This is a genomic window from Flavobacterium cryophilum (assembly GCF_048286555.1).
Taxonomy (GTDB): domain Bacteria; phylum Bacteroidota; class Bacteroidia; order Flavobacteriales; family Flavobacteriaceae; genus Flavobacterium.
Window position 1 is genome coordinate 63,488 of record NZ_JBLVPZ010000013.1, and the last position, 21,375, is coordinate 84,862.

The window sequence follows — 21,375 nt, forward strand, 5'->3', positions numbered from 1 at the left end:
ACAATTAATAAATTTCAAAAAAATGAAAAATCTAATCCTTTCAGCCATAGCAATGGCATTTGTACTAGTTTCTTGTAACCAAAAAAATAAAGAAGCTGTAACAACTGATTCACAAAAAACAGAAAGTACTACACAATTGTACGCGTGTCCCATGCACCCTGAAGTAACAGGAAAAAAAGGAGAAAAATGTTCAAAATGCGGTATGGAATTAACTGAACCAGTTGTACAAAACGAAGCAGCTCATGATCATACTGATGGTAATGACAGTCACGATGATGCGACAGCAGTTGAAGTAAATACCAAAGCTACAGCGGTTACCCAAACAACATTTTCCACAAATGAAATAATTTCTAATTATTTAAAAGTAAAAAACGCACTCACAAAAGACGATACAAAAGAAGCAGCCAATGCGGGTAAAGCATTATATGCCAGTTTCAATAAAGTCAATACCAATTCAATGGATTCAAAATTGAAAACAGAATTTATTGATATCGCCGATGATGCCAAAGAACACGCAGAACATATTGGTGCTAATTCAGGTAAAATTGACCACCAAAGAGAACATTTTGCGATGTTGAGTAAAGATGTGAATGATTTGATAAAAACATTTGGAGCAAAACAAAAACTATATCAAGACTTTTGTCCTATGTATGATGAAGGAAAAGGGACGATTTGGATAAGTGAAAGCAAAGAAATAAAAAATCCGTACTACGGTTCGAAAATGCTTACTTGCGGTTCGATGAAAAAACAATTATAAAATGAAAAAAATCATCAAGAAAATACTCGTAATTGGGTTTGTAATTTTTTTGTTGATGCAGTTATATCAACCTGCCCGTAATATCGACTATGGTCAGGTTTCACCTATACATTTTACTAAAGTATATCATGTTCCTAATAATGTGCAAATCATTTTAAAAACTTCTTGTTACGATTGCCACAGTAATAACACCAATTATCCTTGGTATTCTTATTCACAACCGGGGCGAATTTTTATGGAAAATCACATTAAAGAAGGGAAAGAAAATTTAAACTTTAGTGAATGGGGAAATTATGGTAGCCGTAAACAAAGAAATAAATTAGACAGAATTGTCAAGCAAATAAAATCAGATGAGATGCCTTTGTCTTCTTATACTTTAATTCATAAGAATGCTATACTTACAACTATTCAAAAACAGGAAATAATTAATTGGATTCAAAAAACCGCCGATAGCCTTTCATCAGAATATTAAAGAGTATGGTTGAAAAATTAATAGCATTCTCATTAAAAAATAAATTTGTCGTTCTGCTTGTTTCGGACTGTTTATTTGGCTGGGAGGTATTATTTCTTTTATAAATCTTCAGGACAGTACAAAAAATACAGAAATATCAATTAGTGACTCTTCAGGAATGATGTTTATGGCTCATAACGTACAAGTTGCACCTGATGAGGAATCCGTTTGGGTGACGGCAATACCAATGGATAGTACAGCAACAAACCAATTGATAGTTATCGATCCAAACACTAATTCAATAAAAAAGCGTATTGAACTTAGTAAGGATTTGCATCTAGCTCATGTAGTTTTACATAGTAAATCAGAATATGCTTACGCAAGTGCAAATGAAACAAATCAGATATTTCAAGTTGATGCCAAAACATATAAAATGACTCAAACTTTTGAGTTAGGAAAAGGATATTTACCACACGGTTTTAGACATCAAAACGGAAAACTTTATGTTGCAAATATGGATGCAAAAAGTATGTCGATTATTACTATTGCTGATGGCACAATAACTGACATTCCACTAGGAGGAGTGGCTGTGCAAGTTGCAACTACACAAGATAAAAAATTTATTTTTTCGAGTTTGTATGATACTAAAGAAGTAGTAAAATACGATATTAAAAATGGTCAATTAACAAGAATAAAATTGCCAAATGATGCACAAGGTCCAATTCAATTATATGCCACTCCAGACAGCAAATTTTTATATGTAGCCGATCAAGGGGAAACAATGGGTAGACCTGTTTCAAATAAAGTTTTTATAATTGACATAACCAGTGACAAAGTTATTAAAACTATAACCGTAGGCAATAAAGCGCATGGTGTAGTGGTTAGCAAAGACGGAAAAACAGTTTATGTAACCAATGGTGGCGACAATACTATTTCAGTAATAGAAGTGGCAACTCAAAAAGTAATTAATACAATTGCAGTAGGCAAAAAACCGAATGGTATAAGTTATTGGTCCTAAACTGGCGGAATGGAATAGAAAATTAAGCAATGAATATTCAAATATATGCTGTTTTATTTAATTGCAATTTTAATGCAATTTTCAAGGTTGGTTCAATTTATTTAACAATTGCAAAAAAAAATTAAAAGGTAAATGATTAAAGGAAAAAAAGCAAAATGGATTAGAAAGTCTCACCGATATTTAGGGATATTTTTGGGTCTTCAATTCTTAATGTGGACTATTAGTGGTCTGTATTTTAGTTGGTCTAACATTGATGACATTCATGGAATGCAATTTCATAAAAAAGGAATTGTTGCTGAGTCGTTTTCGGGTTTAATTACTCCTTCACTTCTTCATCCTTCGATAGCAATTCAATCTATCGAATTAAGGAAAATAAATAATCAACCTTTTTATTGGGTGAATGAGAAGATACTTTATAATGCGAAAACTGGAAAATTAAAAAATGGGATCTCTAAAAAAGAAGCATTGTCAATTGCAGATAAATACATTATATCAGGTTTAAAAGTAAAAGAAATACAACTCATTAAAGAAGTAGGGAAACACCATGAATATAGAGAACATTTATTACCTGCCTATGTTATTTCATACCAAGAACCAGATAATTTAAAAGCTTATATTTCAGTAAATGATGGAGGTTTTCAGACGATTAGACATAGAAATTGGCGATGGTTTGACTTTTTATGGATGACCCATACCATGGATTATGAAGGTCGAGATAATATGAATAATATTGTTTTGCGACTATTTTCATTGTTAGGGTTAATAACTGTTTTAAGTGGTTTTTTACTTTGGTATATCTCTTCGCCTACCATTAGAATAATCTGGAGGAAAATAAAAAAATAATTTAACATAATAAAACAAACCATAAAATTAATTTAAAATCAAAAACCATGAGAAAAATAATTCTAATACATTTCTTTATTTTACAAGCATTAGTAATTTCGGCACAAGAAAAAGTTCAAATAAAACTAACTTCGGCAAGTCCATCGGCATCATTTGAACAAGAATTGGGAAGCACAATAATCAAAGTTTCTTACAACAGACCACTAGCAAGAGGCAGAAAAATATTTGGTGAATTAGTGCCTTTTGAAAAACTTTGGCGAACTGGCGCTAGTGATTGTACTTTAATAACTACTAACGAAGATATTGTATTTGGAAATACTACTTTAAAAATGGGTAGCTACTCAATATTCACAATACCTTCTACAAAGGAGTGGACAATAATTGTAAATGCAGATACAACATTACACGGCGAAACTGGATATGATGCCAAAAAAGATGTTTTTCGTTTAACAGTTCCAGTAGAAAGCGTACCCAATTTCTATGAAACATTTACAATCGAAATAAATGACATTAACAGCAAAGGAGAGGGATTTCTAAAAATAATATGGGAAAATTCGATGGTGAAAATTCCAATAAAAAGTAAAGCAGATGAAGCTATTTTTGCGATAATAGATAAAAACATCATTAAAGAAAAAACCCTTGATGCTAATTTATTATTTCAAGCAGCAAACTATTATTACAGTACAAACAGAGATTACGAACAAGCAGTAGCTTGGCTTTTAGAAGCCGCAAAATTGGATCCAGATAATTTTTATTATCCTAATTTGAGACAAAAAATAGCAACGGAATTAAAAGACTATCCAAGTGCAATTGAAGCCGGTAAAAAAGCTTTATCTATAGCAGAATTAAAAAAAATGAAAAGTGTAGAATCACTCAAAAAACAAATTTTAGAGATGGAGTTACTATTGAACAAATAAATTAATTTTAAATCAAAAATTATGAAAATGAAACACACAACAGAAGAGCATACACAAGAATTAAGTTTAACTATGTACAAGAAATTAGCGATTATGATAGTAGTATCATTTATAGCTATGTACATACTAATGTATTCAATGGTAGATGTTTTTGCCAATGTAATACCCAATATAAACCAATTTTACATGGCTGGACTGATGACCATGCCGATGCTCATAATTGAACTTCTAGTAATGGGTAGCATGTATGGCAACAAAAAATTAAATATTTCACTGGTTGTCGCAGGTTTTATTGGTTTGATTCTATTTTTTACAGGTATTAGACAACAGGCGGCTGTTGGGGATAAAGAATTTTTAAAATCAATGATACCACACCATGCTGCAGCAATACTAATGGGAAAAGAAGCATCGGTTACCGACCCTAAAATAAAGGAATTAATTAAAAATATTATTACCAGCCAACAGGCAGAAATTGAACAGATGAAAGCAAAGCTCAAAGAATTAGACAAATAACTCTATAAGAATTAATAAATCAATTTTAAACTTAAAAAAATGAAAAAAATTATAGTATTAATATTCATCATGTCTATTTATTCCTTTGCCCATGCACAGGATATGAAAGGTATGGATATGTCAAAAAAAGAAAAGGCGCAAAAAGTGCAGCCCACAACGTATACCTGCTCAATGCACCCCGAAATTCACGCTGACAAACCGGGAAAATGTCCTAAATGCGGAATGACGTTGATAAAGGAGAAAGCTAAAACGGGTAAAAAAACGGTGGTGAAGAAGCATGATGAAATGCAAATGCCCATGAAAAAGACTTCTGAAATGAAGGGCAACATGGACAATATGAAAACGGATGCTAATGATTCACATCAAAATCATAATATGGATAATATGGATATGCCAAAAGCAAACTTAGGATCCATAAAGACAATTGTAAACAACACACCGCCAAGAACAGTTAGATATGATTTATATGTGCGAGACACTATCGTAAATTTCACGGGTAAACCTAAAAGAGCCATTGCTGTAAACGGACAAATACCAATGCCAACGCTCACATTTACGGAAGGCGATACCGCTGAAATTTATGTACACAATGAATTAGACGAAGAAACATCGTTGCATTGGCACGGTTTGTTTTTACCCAACAAAGAAGATGGTGTACCAAACTTAACACAAATGCCAATCAAACCACATACAACGCATTTGTATACCTTTCCTATTATTCAACATGGAACTCATTGGTACCACAGCCATACCGGTTTGCAGGAACAAATAGGAATGTACGGCTCTTTTATTATGAATAAAAGAGAAGAACTTGACATTCCCACCGTGCCTATAGTTTTGAGTGAGTGGACGGATATGAATCCCAACAATGTACATCGAATGTTGCATAATGCTTCAGATTGGTTTGCTATCAAAAAAGGAACAACCCAAAGTTATGCAGAAGCCATAAGAAGCGGCTATTTTAAAACCAAACTTAATAACGAATGGAAGCGAATGAATGCGATGGATGTGAGCGATGTGTACTACGATAAATTCCTGATAAATGGAAAAAGTGAAAGCCAACTTTCACAATTTAAAGCAGGCGATAAAGTGCGATTACGTATATCAAATGGCGGTGCATCTACTTATTTTTGGCTTACATATGCTGGAGGTAAAATGACAGTTGTAGCAAGCGATGGTAACGATGTAGAACCCGTTGAAGTAGATCGGTTAATCATTGCGGTTTCCGAGACCTACGATGTTATCGTTACCATTCCTGCCGATAAAACGGCGTATGAATTTTTAGTAACATCCGAAGATCGCACAAAATCAGCCTCATTATATTTAGGTGATGGTATCAAGCAATTAGCCTCTCCGCTACCCAAGTTAAAATATTTTGAAGGAATGAAGATGATGAACGGCATGATGAAAATGAACGGAGATTTAGACGATATGGGAATGCAAATGTCGCTTAACCAAATGGATATGAACGTAGTTATGTATCCAGAAATAACTGGCGAGCTGAAGAAAAAAGGCGAAGATAAAATGCTGGATATGAATATGGAGGGCGATAAAATGGATGGAATGGAGATGAATAAAGAGGCGATGAAAGACAAGGAGAAAGGCCAAGAGAAAAAAGATATGATGAATATGGGCGACCATAAAATGCACGGCATGGACAGTCAATATGATTCCAATGCACTTTCCGATATCGTGACCTTGAACTATGCCCTGTTGAAATCTCCATTCAAGACAACCCTTCCTAAAGACGCACCAGTAAAAGAATTAAAGTTTAAACTTACCGGGAATATGAATCGTTATGTTTGGAGTTTGGATAACAAAGTAGTTTCAGAAAGTGATAAAATCTTAATTAAAAAAGGAGAAATCGTACGCATGATACTTCATAACAATTCTATGATGCGTCATCCAATGCATTTGCACGGACATGATTTTAGGGTCATCAACGGACAAGAAGATTTCGCTCCAATGAAAAACATTATTGACATCATGCCAATGGAAACTGATACGCTCGAATTTGCAGCCACCGAAAGTGGCGATTGGTTTTTTCATTGTCATATTTTATATCATATGATGAGCGGAATGGGCAGGGTTTTTAGTTATGAAAACTCCCCTGCTAATCCATTAATTCCAAACCCTAAATTGGCGCAACGCAAATTGTTCGCTGACGATAGAGCATTTCACTTTATGGCAGAAAATGATTTTGCAACAAACGGAAACGATGGAGAAGCGATGTATCAAAGCACACGTTGGAGTATTGGCACCGAATGGCGTTTGGGTTACAACGACCATCACGGTTATGAAACCGAAACCCATATTGGAAGATACATTGGCAAAATGCAATGGTTAATGCCTTTTATAGGTTTTGATTGGAGATATAGAAAAATGGGTATAGACGAGCAAGAAAGAAATTTATTTGGGCAAACAAATACCAAAGACAACAGAGCTGTTTTTAGTGCAGGGGTTAATTATACTTTACCAATGCTTATAATGGCACAAGCAGAAGTATTTACTGATGGAAATGTGCGTTTACAGTTTGAACGAAAAGACATTCCTGTTTCTAAAAGACTACGTATGAGTTTAATGTGGAATACTGACAAAGAATATATGGCAAGTTTAAAATACATTGTCAAAAGAAACTTTGGATTTACAACCCACTATGATAGCGATATGGGAATTGGTTTTGGCGCTACTTTAAATTATTAAGAAACTTAAATTTTAAATTGGTATAAAGGATGCTTGTTCTAAAAGACAAGCATCCTTTTTTTGCAGTTACATTTTTTAAAATCAAAACACATTGCTGATAATGTGTGAATTACATAATTTTTATTAAAATTTACCAATGCTTTTCAAAGATAAAAAGTTACCTTTAAATTGCGAAAATTAATTCGCAATTTAAAGTAAAAAAGATGAGTCATCAAAAATTTAAAGAGTGTATCGATGCATGTTCAGAATGTGCGGTAGAATGTTCACATTGCGAAAGTGAATGCTTGAATGAGCAAGACGTAAAAATGTTAGCGCGTTGCATAAAACTCGATCATGATTGTGCAGCTATTTGTTTATTTGCAATGCAGGCGATGGCTAGCGGTAGTGAATTTACGGAAAAAATCTGCAAATTATGCGCCGAAATTTGTACAGCTTGCGCCGAAGAATGTGAAAAACATGCACACATGGAGCATTGCAAAAATTGTGCGGAAGCCTGTCGAAAATGTGCTGTCGAGTGCAGCAATATGAATAAAATGTGAGAATTTAGATCTCTTAAATAAAGTTTCGTTTAGAAGAATTATTTAAGAGATTTTAAACAATCAAAATTATAAACTATGAAAACAGTACAAAAAAGCACATTAGTTGTTTATCGATTGCTTTACTTAGTTCTTGCCGATCCACAATTGATGTAAATCAAACAGATACTACAATGAGGTCTGAAATGTGTAAATTGATGATAGATAATCCTAAAATGATGGATATGATGAAAGATAAAAAAATGCAATCACACAAATGACTAGAATGCATAAAAATATGGATCTGTCCAAATAATACAAATACAAGCAACATTAATAACTAAATAAATAAATAAAAAATGGAAACTCAAAAAACGTACAGCTGCCCAATGCATCCAGAAGTTACTTCGGATAAACCCGGAAAATGTTCCAAATGCGGAATGAATTTAGTGGAGAAAGAAGAGTGAAAATTCTATTAGTAACCGACGGTTCAAAATATAGTAATAATCACAAAAGTAGTTGCAGGTTCATCAAAAAACGTAATACTTCAAGAAGCCGAAAAATTTAAAGCCAATTTGATACTAGTTGGCTCACTGGAGTATGCAGCAATTTAGCGCTTTGTTTTAGGTTCTGTTTAGCATGCAGAGGTGCTACGTGCTAACTGTTCTGTAGAAATTGTTCGTAAATTCTAAATTTGAAATATTCTCCATTTCTTTTAAAATCTCTTCAGTTATTATTATTTGAATATCTGTTTTTTTTTCATTGTTTTAATGAAGTTGCTCATGGTGTTCCATCATTTCGCTTGAATTTTTAATACCGCATCAAACATATCTGTTGATTTGTTGACATAAAACAGTACAATCTAAAAGATAACAAAATTGATGTATCATCATCAAAATTAGTTTAGAGGTTTTAGTAAATTAAGATTTACTTACTATTTATTTTTTAATTTATTGGTAATCAATAAAATTTATTACTTTTACAATCTTGAAAAAAATAATTACCATATCATTCATTTTTGTTTTTTTGTGTGCTAACACAGAGATAGGACAGCTATTGAAATTACCCAACTTAATACAACATTTTTCAAATCACCAAGAGGATACTAGTGGTCAGAATATTTCATTACTTGATTTCTTAGCAATTCATTACAATGATAGTGAACATCATTCTAATCAGGGAAAAGACAATCACCAAAGTTTGCCTTTTAAAACTATTAACCAATCTGTTAATACTGTACTTGCTTTTGAAAACATAACCCAGTTTTCATTTCGTAAACCAAATACTATTTCTGTAAATAGTACTGTATCTTTTAGTCAGGATTTTTACATCTCCAGCGTTTTTGCCTCTATCTGGCTTCCCCCTAAGTTGAGTTAATTAATTTTATTTTTAATCGTAATTAGTTATATCTTAAATATTTCTGATTGCTATTTTAAAATATACTTTGCTATTTACTTATAGCGAACGATACCTTGTATCAATTCCATTACCATTCATCACTAACTAGACGTTTAAGAGTTTTAGGTTACTCCATAACTAAAATCTTTTTAGACTTCACAAAACTCTCATAGCGTTTTTAGTGTCGATCTGTAATGCAATCAATCTTTTTTAACTCTAAAAACATCTATAATGAAAACAATTAAATCAATCGCAATAGGCATATTCTTGCTAGTGGCAGGAACAACAATTTCTAATGCACAAGTAAACGAAAATCATTCCAAAACGCCACACGGTGGAATAATACAAAATTCAGGCGACTACAAAATTGAAATGGTCGAAAGAGAAAACAATATTAGTTTTTACGTACTGAATGCGAAAGGAAAAACGGTTTCAAATAAAAAAATTACCGGATTGGCTGTTTTTGAATTTTTTAATAAAACAAAAGCAACGAATCCAGTTTCTTTGGACACCAACAATGCTTTATTTGTACAAGTTCCTAAAGCAAGCATATATGCTTATTGTACCATCACATTACTTGTCAATGGAAAAACAATCTCTTCTAAATTTAAAAATAGCCAAGTTTCTGAACAAGATATTAATCATGGACACCAACATTAATTTTATTATTCTTTATAAACCCAATTAAATTACAATTATGAAAAATTTTTTAATCGTAGCGACTATCGCAATCGGAATGTTAACTTCTTGCAACAACAAAGCAAATAACGAAACTGAAAACACTGAAATTCAATCTACTGAAACAGTAGAACAAGTTCAAGTGGTCACAGATTCTACTGATCAAGTAAGTACGGACAGTATTAATCAAGTGGAGCAAGATAAAGTTGATGCGGCTCATGGACACACTCATTAGTATAATTTAACAGGCTGCTTCTCTTGCGAAAATTTCAGGAGAGAAGTAGTTTTTAAAAGAAAAATAAAATTATGAATTCAAAAAAAATAATATTTCTTGTTTTACTTTTTTTTGTCGGCATCACAGGCGTTTTTGCTCATGGTGTAGATGAAAATACGCAAACTTTTTTGTCAGGAAACGATGGCGTTGCTTTTGGCCCATTTCTCTATATTGGTGCAAAACACATGCTTACGGGTTACGATCATCTGCTTTTTTTAGTTGGCGTTATCTTTTTCCTTTATCGTCCGAAAGAAGTGCTACTTTATGTAAGTTTCTTTACAATTGGTCATAGTGCAACATTATTGTTTGGTGTTATGAGTAATATATCAATTAATTCGTATTTAATTGATGCCATTATCGCACTGTCTATAGTGTATAAAGGTTTTGATAATTTAGGTGGTTTCAAGAGATTTTTCGGAACGCAACCAAATACAAAAGCAGCTGTTTTGATTTTCGGATTATTTCATGGTTTCGGGCTTGCCAGCAAATTGCAAGATTTCAAATTTGAAAAAGAAGGATTGTTTACCAATTTGCTTGGATTCAATATTGGTGTCGAAATAGGTCAGTTCATAGCATTGACTTTTGTGCTAATCTTGATTACTTTATGGCGCAGACATTCCAGCTTTATGAAATTTTCAACAATAACAAATACGCTGCTTATGGCTGCTGGATTTGTATTAATAGGATATCAGTTAACGGGTTATTTTACATCTTAAAAATTAAAAAATGTCAGAAATAAATCATCAAATAGTAAATAAAAAACAAATTATCAAAGCAGTTATCTTCGCGTTACTACTTTCTGTACTAATTTTAGTAAGCGCAGTTTTACCTGCAGAATATGGAATAGATCCAATAGGAACAGGCAAACTGTTCGGGTTCAGTAAGCTTTATGTACCAGCGGATGCTGCTGATGGCTTAGCAACAATAACAGGAAAAACATTCCCATTAATTAAAATGGAAAAAGCAGGTTCTGGACCTGAAGTAAAAAGACCAATCGAAGCAAATAATCCTGCACCTGAAAAACAATATGCAGAAAGAGAAGATACTGTTGAAGTAATCGTGCCGGCAGGAAAAGGAATTGAATATAAAATTTATATGCTGAAATATGGCAAAATGAAATACGAATGGACGACTAATAAAGGAATCGTTTATTTTGATTTTCACGGGGAAGTAAAACAAGCTAAAGAAACTAATGACGTTTATTTTGAAAGTTACACGCTTGCCTATTCCAATAATATGGTTGGGACTTTTTATGCTCCGTATGAAGGAAAACATGGCTGGTTTTTCAGAAATAATGAAAAGACAGCCATTACAGTTACAATAAAATTAAAAGGTCAGTATTCAATATAAGTAGTGAACATTCCTTAATATAACAAATTATGCTAAATAAAATTATTGAGTTTTCAATCAAAAACAAACTCATTATTGGTCTTTTCATTGTGGCTCTCATCGGATATGGGAGTTATCAATTTACCAAATTACCAATTGATGCCGTTCCTGATATTACAGATAATCAAGTCCAGGTAATTACCTCTGCACCATCACTGGGTGCGACCGATATTGAAAGACTAATTACTTTTCCAATTGAACAAGCCAACAGTAATATTCCTGGACTGAAAGAAATTCGTAGTTTTTCTCGTTTTGGTTTATCAGTGGTTACCATTGTTTTTAATGATGCAACCGATGTGTACTGGGCAAGACAACAAGTAACCGAACGATTAAGTGCTGTTAAAGACCAAATTCCCACCGGTATTGGAAATCCAGTTCTTGCACCAGTAACAACAGGATTAGGCGAAATTTATCAATATGCGGTACGAACCAAACCCGGTTACGAAAAAAAATACGATATAACTGAGTTAAGAACCATTCAGGATTGGATTGTTCGCCGGCAGTTATTGAGTGTTGAAGGTGTGGCGGAAGTGAGCAGTTTTGGTGGAAAATTGAAACAATTTGAAATAGCCGTTGACCCAAATAAATTGCAATCCTATAATATCACGATTACAGATGTTTTTACTGCTTTAGAAAAAAACAATCAAAATACAGGCGGCGCTTATATTGAAAAAGGGCCTAAAGTTCTATACATTCGAAGTGAAGGATTAATTAATACTATCGAAAACATAAAAGAGATTTCCATTAAAAACACCAGTAATGGAAGCCCCTTATTCATTCGTGATGTAGCTGAAGTTCGCATTGGTAGTGCTATCCGTTACGGAGCAATGACTTTCAATAAAAAAGGAGTGCAATCCGGTGAAGTTTCGGGCGCAGTGGTAATGATGTTAAAAGGAGCCAATAGTAATGTGGTTATTAAAAACATTAAGGATCGTATTGCACAAATTGAAAAAACATTACCCGAAGGCGTTATACTGGAACCTTTTCTAGACCGTACCAAAATGGTGAATAATTCGATTTCAACGGTCGAAAAAAATTTATTAGAAGGTGCATTAATCGTTCTCTTTGTTCTTATTTTCTTTTTAGGAAACATACGAGCAGGATTAATTGTGGCGTCAGTTATCCCTTTGGCAATGTTGATAGCGGTCATATTGATGAACATATTTGGGGTGAGCGGTAATTTAATGAGTTTAGGAGCATTAGATTTTGGATTGATTGTGGATGGTGCTGTTATTATTGTTGAAGCGTGTTTGTTTAGTTTGCACAGCAGGAAAACTGCTCAAATTTCACAACAAGAAATGGACAACACCGTACTAAAAACGTCAATAAAAATGCGTAATGTTTCCGTTTTTGGGGAATTGATTATATTGATCGTGTACATTCCCATTTTTACGTTGCGCGGTATTGAAGGGAAAATGTTTTTACCAATGGCACAAACCATTGCATTTGCTCTGTTTGGTGCTTTTATATTGTCGTTGACTTATGTTCCGATGATGACCGCTTTATTTTTAAATAAAAAAATATCGCATAAAAAAACTTTTTCAGATAGAATGATGGAGAAATTAGAAAATTTCTATCAACCCCTTTTGAACAAAGCATTGGGAATTCCAAGAACAATTATTGCTGTAACATTAGGATTGTTTGTTTTAGCGCTGATTACACTTTCGTTTATGGGTGGCGAATTTATGCCCTCATTAGAAGAAGGAGATTTTGCAGTAGAAACTAGGGTTTTGCCAGGAAGTAATTTGCAAACTTCAATGACAGCTATTTCACAGGGTGCAAAAATACTAATAGAAAAATTTCCCGAAGTGGAGAAAATTGTAGGCAAAACAGGAAGTAGCGAAGTACCTACCGATCCAATGCCAATTGATGCAAGCGATATGATGATCATTTTAAAGAACAAAAGCGAATGGACTTCTGCCACAACTTTTGACGAATTATCAGAAAAAATGGCAAAGGAATTGGAAGCTGTTCCTGGGGTTTCCTTTGGTTTTCAATATCCGGTACAAATGCGTTTTAATGAATTGATGACTGGTGCCAGGCAGGACGTAGTCTGTAAAATATTTGGAGAAAACTTAGACACATTGGCGTTATACGCCAATAAGTTAGGTAAAATTGTAAGTACCGTAGAAGGAACTTCCGATCTTTATGTAGAAACCGTTACCGGAATGCCTCAAGTAGTAATTGATTATAATAGAGCTTCCATTGCACAATACGGATTGAACATTCAGGATATCAATCGAATTGTGAACACCGCATTTGCAGGACAAAGCACAGGAGTTGTTTACGAAGGTGAAAAACGATTTGATTTAGTAGTTCGCTTAGAAGGCGAAAAACGGCAGGATTTGGCAGATGTTCAAAATTTATTAATTCCAACCTCAACTGGTTTGCAAATTCCTTTATCTCAATTAGCAAAAGTTGAAATTACCGAAGGTCCAAATCAGATACAAAGAGAAGACGCCAAACGAAGAATTGTAGTTGGTTTTAATGTTCGAGGCCGGGATGTACAAAGTATTGTAAAAGAACTGCAAGGTAAAGTCGAAGCTCAAATAAAATTTCCCGCTGGCTACTACCCTACTTATGGCGGTGCTTTTGAAAACTTAAACGAAGCCAAAAATCGTTTGATGATTGCGGTTCCAGTTTCATTACTATTAATATTTATTTTGCTCTATTTTGCATTCAATTCCGTAAAACAAGGGCTATTGATTTATTCCGCAATTCCACTTTCGGCCATAGGAGGTATTTTCTTTTTAGCGTTGCGGGGAATGCCCTTTAGCATCAGTGCAGGAGTTGGTTTTATAGCCTTATTTGGTGTAGCGGTTCTGAATGGATTGGTGTTAATTGCAGAATTCAACAGCATTCGAAAATCGGGGGAAACCGATTTAAAAGCGATTGTTTTACAGGGAACTAAAATACGTTTACGTCCTGTTTTAATGACCGCATTTGTAGCATCATTAGGATTTTTACCCATGGCCTTAAGCAATGGTTCAGGAGCGGAAGTTCAAAAACCATTGGCAACTGTGGTAATCGGCGGTCTGTTGATTGCTACATTCTTAACTTTATTTGTTTTACCAATTTTATATATCATGTTTGAAAAAGGAATTAATTTAAAACCAAAAAAGATAAAATCAATTACAACAATCCTGGTATTGGGACTATTTTTTTCTTTTCAAAATGCAGCTGCGCAAGAAAAAATTTCAATAGAGAAAGCGATTGAAACGGCTCTTTCAAACAATATCAAAATTAAAAACGAAAAACTAAATTCAGAGTACTTGCAAAAAATGACCAAAACAGGCTATGATATTTCCAACACGGGAATTATTGGCGAATATGGCCAGTTTAACAGCACTGTAAATGATGTGAAAATTGGTATTTCGCAAAGCATAAAATTTCCAACCGTTTACAAAAGGCAGAAACAGCTTTTAATAGAAGAAGCCAAAAAAGGGCAATGGAACGAAGCTTTGCAAAGAAAGGAATTGACCAGACAGGTAACAATCGTGTTTTACGAAATGATGTATCTAAAAGAAAAGGAAAAGCTATTGCTAAAAAGCGATAGTATATATTCTGAATTTTTAAGGATCTCTGCGCTTCGTTTTGACAAAGGCGAAAGCAATATATTAGAAAAAGCTACCGCTGAAAACCAATCCGGACAAATAAAAATTCAACTTCTAGAATTACAAAGTGATTACAAAATAATACATTCACAATTCAAGTATTTACTCAATACTGATAAAGACTTTACCCCAGTTTCAGATAAATTCAAAATGGATTTTATCGAAAATTTAGATACAAATGCTATTGGAAATCAACCCCGTATAAAATTATTCGAGCAAGAAGTAACCATTAACAAAGCAGAAATTTCACTTCAAAAATCTAAAAAATTACCGGAATTAATCGGTGGTGTTTATTACCAGACTTTCAGAACAAATGCGGAAATTCAAGACAGTAATAATGGTGTTTACGGACAATTAGGAGTGGCAATTCCGTTATTTAATACGGCAATAAATAATAAGAAAAAAGCATTAGAGATAAACACCCAAATTGCCGAAAATAATTTAAATAATGAGAAACTTAGGTTTCAAAGTCACTATCAGGAATTAGTCCAGGAATATAAAAAACACAAAGAAACTATTGCCTATTTCGAGAATCAAGCGTTGAAAAATGTTGATTTGGTAACCAAAGCTGCTAATGATAAATTTATCAATGGTGCCATCAATTATCTGGAATGGGTAATGCTTATTAATCAAGGTACCGAAATTCAAAGTGATTATATTGAAGCCGTTAGAAAATTGAATATAAGTGTGATTGAAATCAATACATTAACTAATTAAAATAGTTTAATTATGAAATGAGCATGACCGTAATTGGGGTCAGAAGCGCCAATGATGATATGCGAATTACATATGACCGATAAAAAACAATAAATATCAACATATGAATTATACACAAACCTTTTTTTCGCGACAGTTCCTTTGGGAAATTGTACGGATCATAACAGTGGGAATAGCCTGTTTATTATTTTATTTTGATGTTATTCCATTACCTATTTTGATAATCGCAATGGCTTTTGGTCTTTATTCATTGATAAAAACGGCGGTACTGGATATCATAAAAGAAAGAAAAATAGGTACTGAATTATTTATAACCATAGCGGTCGTTATTTCGGTTCTTGGCAAGGAATATTTGGCAGGTGCTGTCGTACTTATGATCATTCTCATTGCGGAATATATCGCAAGTGCAAGTACCGAAAAAGCCAGGTCATCTATAAAAGAATTGATAGGTTCTGTCCCAAAAACTGCGATAGTAAAAAAAGATAATCAGGAATCCACAGTACAAATAACCGATTTAAAAATTGGTGATATTGTTCTGGTAAAAGCTGGAGAAAAAATCCCTGTTGATGGTAAAGTGATTGGCGGATCAGGTTCTGTGAACCAAGCACCCATAACCGGCGAAAGCGTACCTCAGGAAAAAACAACGGGCAGTGAAGCATTTGCCGGAACCATACTGGAATTAGGTGCGCTCGATATCGAAATGACAAAAGCAGGATTAGATACCGTTTTTTCGCGAATCATTTCATTGGTGGAAGAGGCAGAAAGCCAGCAAGCACCTATTGAAAAATTCACCGATAAAGTGGCTTCGTGGCTTATTCCGGTGGTATTTATTTTTGTTGGAACTGTTTACTTTTTTACCCGTGATGTCAAACTGGTCATTGCATTGCTGATTTTTACTTCCCCTGCCGAATTAGGTTTGGCAACGCCACTTGTCACCATTGCGGCAATTGCCCGCGCTGCGAGAGAAGGTATTTTGATAAAAGGAGGTTTATTTTTAGAAGAGCTTGCTAAAGTATCTACCATTGTTTTTGATAAAACAGGCACATTAACCGTTGGAAGTCCTATTGTGAATGCCGTTAAAATAATAGATCCTGTTTACACTGAAAACCAATTGGTTCAGTTTGCTGCATCTGTCGATCGCCGTTCCAGCCATCCATTAGCAAAAGCAATCTTAAGCTATGCCGATCAATTAGAACTTACCTATGGCGAACCTGAAAATTTCGAGGTGGTAAAAGGACGAGGTGTTTCGGCAAAAATAGATGGCAAATCAGTTTTATTAGGGAACAAGCTCTTTATGGAAGAAAATAGAGTACCAGTATCAAAATACTCAGAAAATAGTACCGACACTGCTATTTATCTTTCAGTTGACACTAAATTGGCAGGTATCTTTTATATATCCGATGCGATACGTGAAGGTGCAAAAGAAATGATTGAAGGTTTGAGAAAAAGCGGTATTCAAAACATAATTATGCTTACCGGTGATAATCCTGAAACTGCCAAGCATGTTGCCAATCAGATCGGAATTACCGATTTCAGAGCCAATCTATTGCCAGAAGACAAAATTAATATCATCAAAGAACTGCAAAAAGACGGTTCTAAGATTGCAATGGTGGGCGACGGCATTAATGATGCCCCTGCTTTAGTTCAGGCAAATATAGGTATCGCAATGGGCGCGATGGGAACCGAAGCAGCAATGGAAGCAGCCGATATCGTTCTGATGCAGGATAACTTAGGAAAAATCGCCAAGGCTCGTGCTATTAGTAAAAGAGCCTATCGAACCATTCGTGAAAATATTTTTGTAGGGGTTGGTGTCGTTCATGTAATTGGAATCACCCTTGTCTTACTTAAAATAATTGGACCTGTTGAAGCAGCAGCTATTCATTTGCTTCCGGACACTTTAGTCTTTATTAATTCTATAAAACTCCTTCGTGTCAAGATTGGTGCCTAACCGATTAGCAATGGCAATGAAATTTTAAAGAACAAACATTATCTTACTATTCAAAATAAATAAAATGAAATCGAAAATTTACAAATATCAAAATAAAAATACAATCATGAGTAAAAATACAATTCTTACCATACTGGCAATAATATTGCTTTCTTCTTGTGGAGATAAGAAAACGGAAAGCGAAACCGAAGCTAATCCAACTATCGAAAACACGACAACTCTTACCGATGCACAAATAAAAAATGCAGGTATTGAAACTGGAAAAATCGAGCAAAAACAAATTTCATCTACCTTAAAATTAAATGGTAAAATAGATGTGCCGCCTCAAAATTTAGTGTCCATAAGTGTCCCTATGGGTGGTTATTTAAAATACACCAAATTGTTAGAAGGAATGCACGTTACCAAAGGGCAGGTTTTGTGCGTTGTAGAAGACCAACAATACATTCAACTGCAGGAAGATTACCTTTTGGCAAAAGCAAAAATAGGGTACGCAAAAGCCGAATTTGAAAGACAAAAAGAACTCAACCGAAGCAAAGCTAGTAGCGATAAAGTGTATCAACAAGCACAATCAGAATACAACTCACTAATTGTAATGGTGCAATCGTACGGTGAGAAATTAAAATTTGCAGGGATAAATCCGAATAATGTTTCAACAAAGAACATTTCAAAAAGCATCAATATATATTCGCCAATAAGTGGTTATGTAGCTAAGGTAAACGTGAATATTGGCAAGTATGTAAACCCGAGCGATATTTTATTCGAGATTGTAAATCCATCTGATATTCATTTGGCATTAACCGTATTTGAAAAAGACATCAATAAATTGGCTATTGGTCAATCAGTTACATCTTATACAAATACCAATCCTGAAAAAAAATATCTTGGCACAATTATTTTAATCGGTAAAGATTTTTCCGAAAACCGAAGCACTGAAATGCATTGCCATTTTACAAATTACGACAAAGCACTTTTACCAGGAATGTACATGAATGCCGAAATAGAATTAAAAAGTCAGCAATCAAATGTATTGCCATCTGATGCTATAGTGAATTATGAAAACAAGAATTATATTTTTGTTGCCAAACAAAACAAACAATTTGAAATGAAAGAAATTAGAATTGGAACAGCTAAAAATGGGTTTACTGAAATTCTTTCAGACGATTTAAAAGACGAGAAAATTGTTATCAAAGGAGCTTATGCACTTTTAATGAAAATGAAAAATGTAGAAGAATAACAAAAAACAGGATACATTAAAAAAATGGAAAATAAAAAATCACATTGGGAAAATGTTTTTGCCACAAAAGCACCAAATGAAGTAAGTTGGACACAAAAGTATCCAAAAATTGCAATGAATTATTTAGAAAATTTAAATCTATCAAAAACTGCCAATATCATTGATATTGGTGGTGGCGATAGCAATCTAGTAGATGCATTATTACACAAAGGTTTTCAGAATATATGGGTTTTAGACATATCAGAATTCGCATTAGAAAGAGCAAAAAAGCGTTTAGGTGAAAAAGCCAATTTAGTGCATTGGATAGTTTCAGATATTACAGAATTTAAACCCGCAGTAACCTTTGATTTTTGGCACGACAGAGCGGTTTTTCATTTCTTGACAGATGATGAAAGCACCAGTAAATACATAGCAATTGTTGAAAAAGCAATTAATAAAAATGGTAATTTTTTATTAGGAACTTTTTCAGAAAACGGACCTTTAAAATGTAGCGGATTAGAAATAAAACAATATTCTGAAACCACAATGAAACATACTTTTAGTTCTCAATTTGAAGCCGTAAAATGTTTTACCGAAAATCATAGAACACCATTTGATACAATTCAAAACTTTCAATATTGTGGTTTTAAGAAAATATAAGTATAACGATAAATTAATAGAAACTGGCCTATTTGACTGATTCAGACTAGCTAATTTGGATATTATATCTACTAATTCTCTTTTGAACAGCTGTTTAACATTTATTAACGAATGTTATTAAAAAAAATTACTAATTTTGTATGGTTGAAACAATCAGTAAACATAGCGACAATTTTTCCCAAACATTTATTTTGGGATATGGATCATAGTAAACTTAGTCTCTCTAGAGATAAGGATATTATAATCCCAAGGGCTTTGTTTGCCACAAACCAAGAAACTTTTGCAACAGATATTGTTAAACTAGAACAGTATTATTCCAAAACACTAATTCTTAAATACCTCAAAACCACAAAAGAGCGTATTAGTAACGAAGTTTGTGCAATGGTTGCAAAAAGATACAATGTACCCACTTTTGCACGTTTTAAACAAGTATGAGCGCAGTAAGTTCCATTCTAAAACAAACTATCTTAGAATTACAAAATTTATCAAGCATCTCGCAATTTGCATTAGGTGGGGGTACAAATTTGGCTTTAAGATACAATCATCGTATATCAATTGACATCGATTTTATCGCTCCAGTAATCATTGGAAGAATTGGTTTTGATCAAATTATAGAAGAAGTTGAAAACGTTTATGGTAAGAAGCAAGTAAATACAATGCTTTTAAATACAGAACTTGACGAACAATTTCTATTTTTAAAAATGTTTATTTTAAAAGAAGATCAAGTTATTAAAGTGGAGTTTTTGCAAAATATGAAATGCTTATTTACTCCTGAAATATTTAATGATATTCGAGTAATTCACAAAACAGACATTGGTTTATTCAAATTAATGAGTGCTTCAAATCGTTTTGCAAAGAAAGACATCTACGATTTAGACTATATAACTGATGAAATGCCTTTAATAGAATTATTCGATCAATTCAAAATCAAATCAGAAAAATTCAACCAATCAGAGCATAAGACAATTTTTGATTTGGATAACGAAATAAATCCAATTGACAAGCCTGAATTACTTTTAGAATTCGATAGTGTAAAAATTTCAAAACAGAACAGACCATCACACTCAAGCGATAGGATAGAAGTATTAGGAAGCAGTAAAAGCTGGCAATTAGCCCGGTTAAATTGGCGTTCTAAAGTAAGAGAGTTATACAATCATCTTGGAAAAGATTTTCCTGCTCAACTGGTACCAGAATAAAGTGATCATTTAAACACGTATTCATATAGTCATAAAGAAAGAGGGATTTCAAAACAACACTCACGTTAAACATTACTGGCAATCAAGCGGTCTCTCTACGGTCGTTCTCTTTGTTCCGTTCGGCAGCTCCAGTCGGGTTCCCCTGAACTCGTTTCAGGGCCTCTATAACAATCTTCTTCAGGCTTACCCTCCATTCCGCAGACACTTCACAGCACTAAAAAAAACAGCCGCTTGAAAACAAGCAGCTATTTTTTTGCACTATTTCGTTCCTCATCTTCACACGTTCACTTCCTGCTTTCGGCAGGGCTATTACACCCACAATACCGCTTCATTCCGTTACACTCCGCAGGCTCCATTCCACTTCATTCCAGCAGTATTATGTCTGTCGCCCTTTATTTTTTCAGCGGTTGCTCCTTCGCACAGCCATCGGGGTTGGCTCCGCTCCCTCTCTCTGCGTCTTACAATACCATCCCCATAAATTCATAACTCATAATTCACAATTCATAATTAATTCGGTCGCTTTTCCCTAAATCACGGAACGCCACAGGCTGTCTTATATTTTTCCCCCGCC

The 21,375-nt window shown here is 33.8% G+C and carries 20 protein-coding genes; all 20 read left to right on the forward strand.

All coding sequences use genetic code 11. The annotated features are described in order from the left end of the window. The first annotated feature begins 22 nt into the window (after positions 1 to 22). The 20 genes from ACNQGJ_RS15570 (at position 23) to ACNQGJ_RS15665 (ending at position 20,804) form a co-directional block, all read left to right on the forward strand. Positions 23 to 757, forward strand: coding sequence for a DUF3347 domain-containing protein (locus tag ACNQGJ_RS15570; RefSeq protein WP_417974627.1), 735 nt, complete (start codon positions 23 to 25; stop codon positions 755 to 757). A gap of 1 nt (position 758) precedes the next feature. Beyond that, entirely contained in the window at positions 759 to 1,229 is a 471-nt protein-coding gene (locus ACNQGJ_RS15575) for a heme-binding domain-containing protein (protein WP_417974629.1), read from the forward strand. A 166-nt stretch (positions 1,230 to 1,395) separates the two neighbouring features. Further along, positions 1,396 to 2,226 carry a YncE family protein gene (locus ACNQGJ_RS15580; protein WP_417974631.1) on the forward strand — a complete coding sequence of 277 codons (831 nt, stop codon included), beginning with the start codon at positions 1,396 to 1,398 and terminating at the stop codon, positions 2,224 to 2,226. 132 nt (positions 2,227 to 2,358) lie between these two features. Continuing rightward, positions 2,359 to 3,069: a PepSY domain-containing protein gene (locus ACNQGJ_RS15585; protein WP_417974633.1), complete on the forward strand. Its 711-nt coding sequence runs from the start codon at positions 2,359 to 2,361 to the stop codon at positions 3,067 to 3,069. Between the two features lie 47 nt (positions 3,070 to 3,116). Then, on the forward strand, positions 3,117 to 3,986 hold the full coding sequence (locus ACNQGJ_RS15590) for a DUF2911 domain-containing protein (RefSeq protein WP_417959848.1): 870 nt from the start codon (positions 3,117 to 3,119) through the stop codon (positions 3,984 to 3,986). 27 nt (positions 3,987 to 4,013) lie between these two features. Beyond that, on the forward strand, positions 4,014 to 4,499 hold the full coding sequence (locus ACNQGJ_RS15595; RefSeq protein ID WP_417974635.1) for a DUF305 domain-containing protein: 486 nt from the start codon (positions 4,014 to 4,016) through the stop codon (positions 4,497 to 4,499). Positions 4,500 to 4,538: 39 nt separating this feature from the next. Further along, positions 4,539 to 7,202: a multicopper oxidase domain-containing protein gene (locus ACNQGJ_RS15600; RefSeq protein ID WP_417974637.1), complete on the forward strand. Its 2,664-nt coding sequence runs from the start codon at positions 4,539 to 4,541 to the stop codon at positions 7,200 to 7,202. A 203-nt stretch (positions 7,203 to 7,405) separates the two neighbouring features. Further along, positions 7,406 to 7,741: a four-helix bundle copper-binding protein gene (locus ACNQGJ_RS15605; RefSeq protein WP_417974639.1), complete on the forward strand. Its 336-nt coding sequence runs from the start codon at positions 7,406 to 7,408 to the stop codon at positions 7,739 to 7,741. Positions 7,742 to 8,076: 335 nt separating this feature from the next. Further along, complete coding sequence (locus ACNQGJ_RS15610; RefSeq protein ID WP_417974641.1) at positions 8,077 to 8,184, forward strand: heavy metal-binding domain-containing protein; 108 nt, start codon at positions 8,077 to 8,079, stop codon at positions 8,182 to 8,184. A 589-nt stretch (positions 8,185 to 8,773) separates the two neighbouring features. Next, on the forward strand, positions 8,774 to 9,094 hold the full coding sequence (locus ACNQGJ_RS15615) for a hypothetical protein (RefSeq protein WP_417974643.1): 321 nt from the start codon (positions 8,774 to 8,776) through the stop codon (positions 9,092 to 9,094). Positions 9,095 to 9,346: 252 nt separating this feature from the next. Continuing rightward, entirely contained in the window at positions 9,347 to 9,775 is a 429-nt protein-coding gene (locus ACNQGJ_RS15620; RefSeq protein ID WP_417974645.1) for a hypothetical protein, read from the forward strand. Between the two features lie 37 nt (positions 9,776 to 9,812). Next, positions 9,813 to 10,028 (forward strand): hypothetical protein, encoded by a 216-nt coding sequence (locus ACNQGJ_RS15625; RefSeq protein ID WP_417974647.1) that lies wholly within the window; start codon positions 9,813 to 9,815, stop codon positions 10,026 to 10,028. A 71-nt stretch (positions 10,029 to 10,099) separates the two neighbouring features. Then, positions 10,100 to 10,783 carry a HupE/UreJ family protein gene (locus ACNQGJ_RS15630; protein ID WP_417959816.1) on the forward strand — a complete coding sequence of 228 codons (684 nt, stop codon included), beginning with the start codon at positions 10,100 to 10,102 and terminating at the stop codon, positions 10,781 to 10,783. 10 nt (positions 10,784 to 10,793) lie between these two features. After that, a complete protein-coding gene (locus ACNQGJ_RS15635) occupies positions 10,794 to 11,417 on the forward strand; it encodes a hypothetical protein (RefSeq protein ID WP_417974649.1) in 624 nt (207 codons plus the stop codon). A gap of 29 nt (positions 11,418 to 11,446) precedes the next feature. Next, entirely contained in the window at positions 11,447 to 15,787 is a 4,341-nt protein-coding gene (locus tag ACNQGJ_RS15640) for a CusA/CzcA family heavy metal efflux RND transporter (protein ID WP_417974651.1), read from the forward strand. Between the two features lie 103 nt (positions 15,788 to 15,890). After that, the gene (locus ACNQGJ_RS15645; RefSeq protein WP_417974654.1) at positions 15,891 to 17,735 is read left to right on the forward strand and encodes a heavy metal translocating P-type ATPase; all 1,845 of its coding nucleotides are present in this window, start codon (positions 15,891 to 15,893) and stop codon (positions 17,733 to 17,735) included. A 64-nt stretch (positions 17,736 to 17,799) separates the two neighbouring features. Beyond that, on the forward strand, positions 17,800 to 18,969 hold the full coding sequence (locus ACNQGJ_RS15650; protein ID WP_417974656.1) for an efflux RND transporter periplasmic adaptor subunit: 1,170 nt from the start codon (positions 17,800 to 17,802) through the stop codon (positions 18,967 to 18,969). Between the two features lie 24 nt (positions 18,970 to 18,993). Beyond that, on the forward strand, positions 18,994 to 19,608 hold the full coding sequence (locus ACNQGJ_RS15655; RefSeq protein ID WP_417974658.1) for a class I SAM-dependent methyltransferase: 615 nt from the start codon (positions 18,994 to 18,996) through the stop codon (positions 19,606 to 19,608). Between the two features lie 144 nt (positions 19,609 to 19,752). Next, positions 19,753 to 20,043, forward strand: a complete 291-nt coding sequence (locus tag ACNQGJ_RS15660; protein WP_371134737.1) for a DUF6922 domain-containing protein — start codon at positions 19,753 to 19,755, stop codon at positions 20,041 to 20,043. After that, complete coding sequence (locus tag ACNQGJ_RS15665; protein ID WP_417974660.1) at positions 20,040 to 20,804, forward strand: nucleotidyl transferase AbiEii/AbiGii toxin family protein; 765 nt, start codon at positions 20,040 to 20,042, stop codon at positions 20,802 to 20,804. Before ACNQGJ_RS15660 ends, ACNQGJ_RS15665 begins: the two co-directional genes overlap by 4 nt. The last annotated feature ends 571 nt before the right edge of the window (positions 20,805 to 21,375 follow it).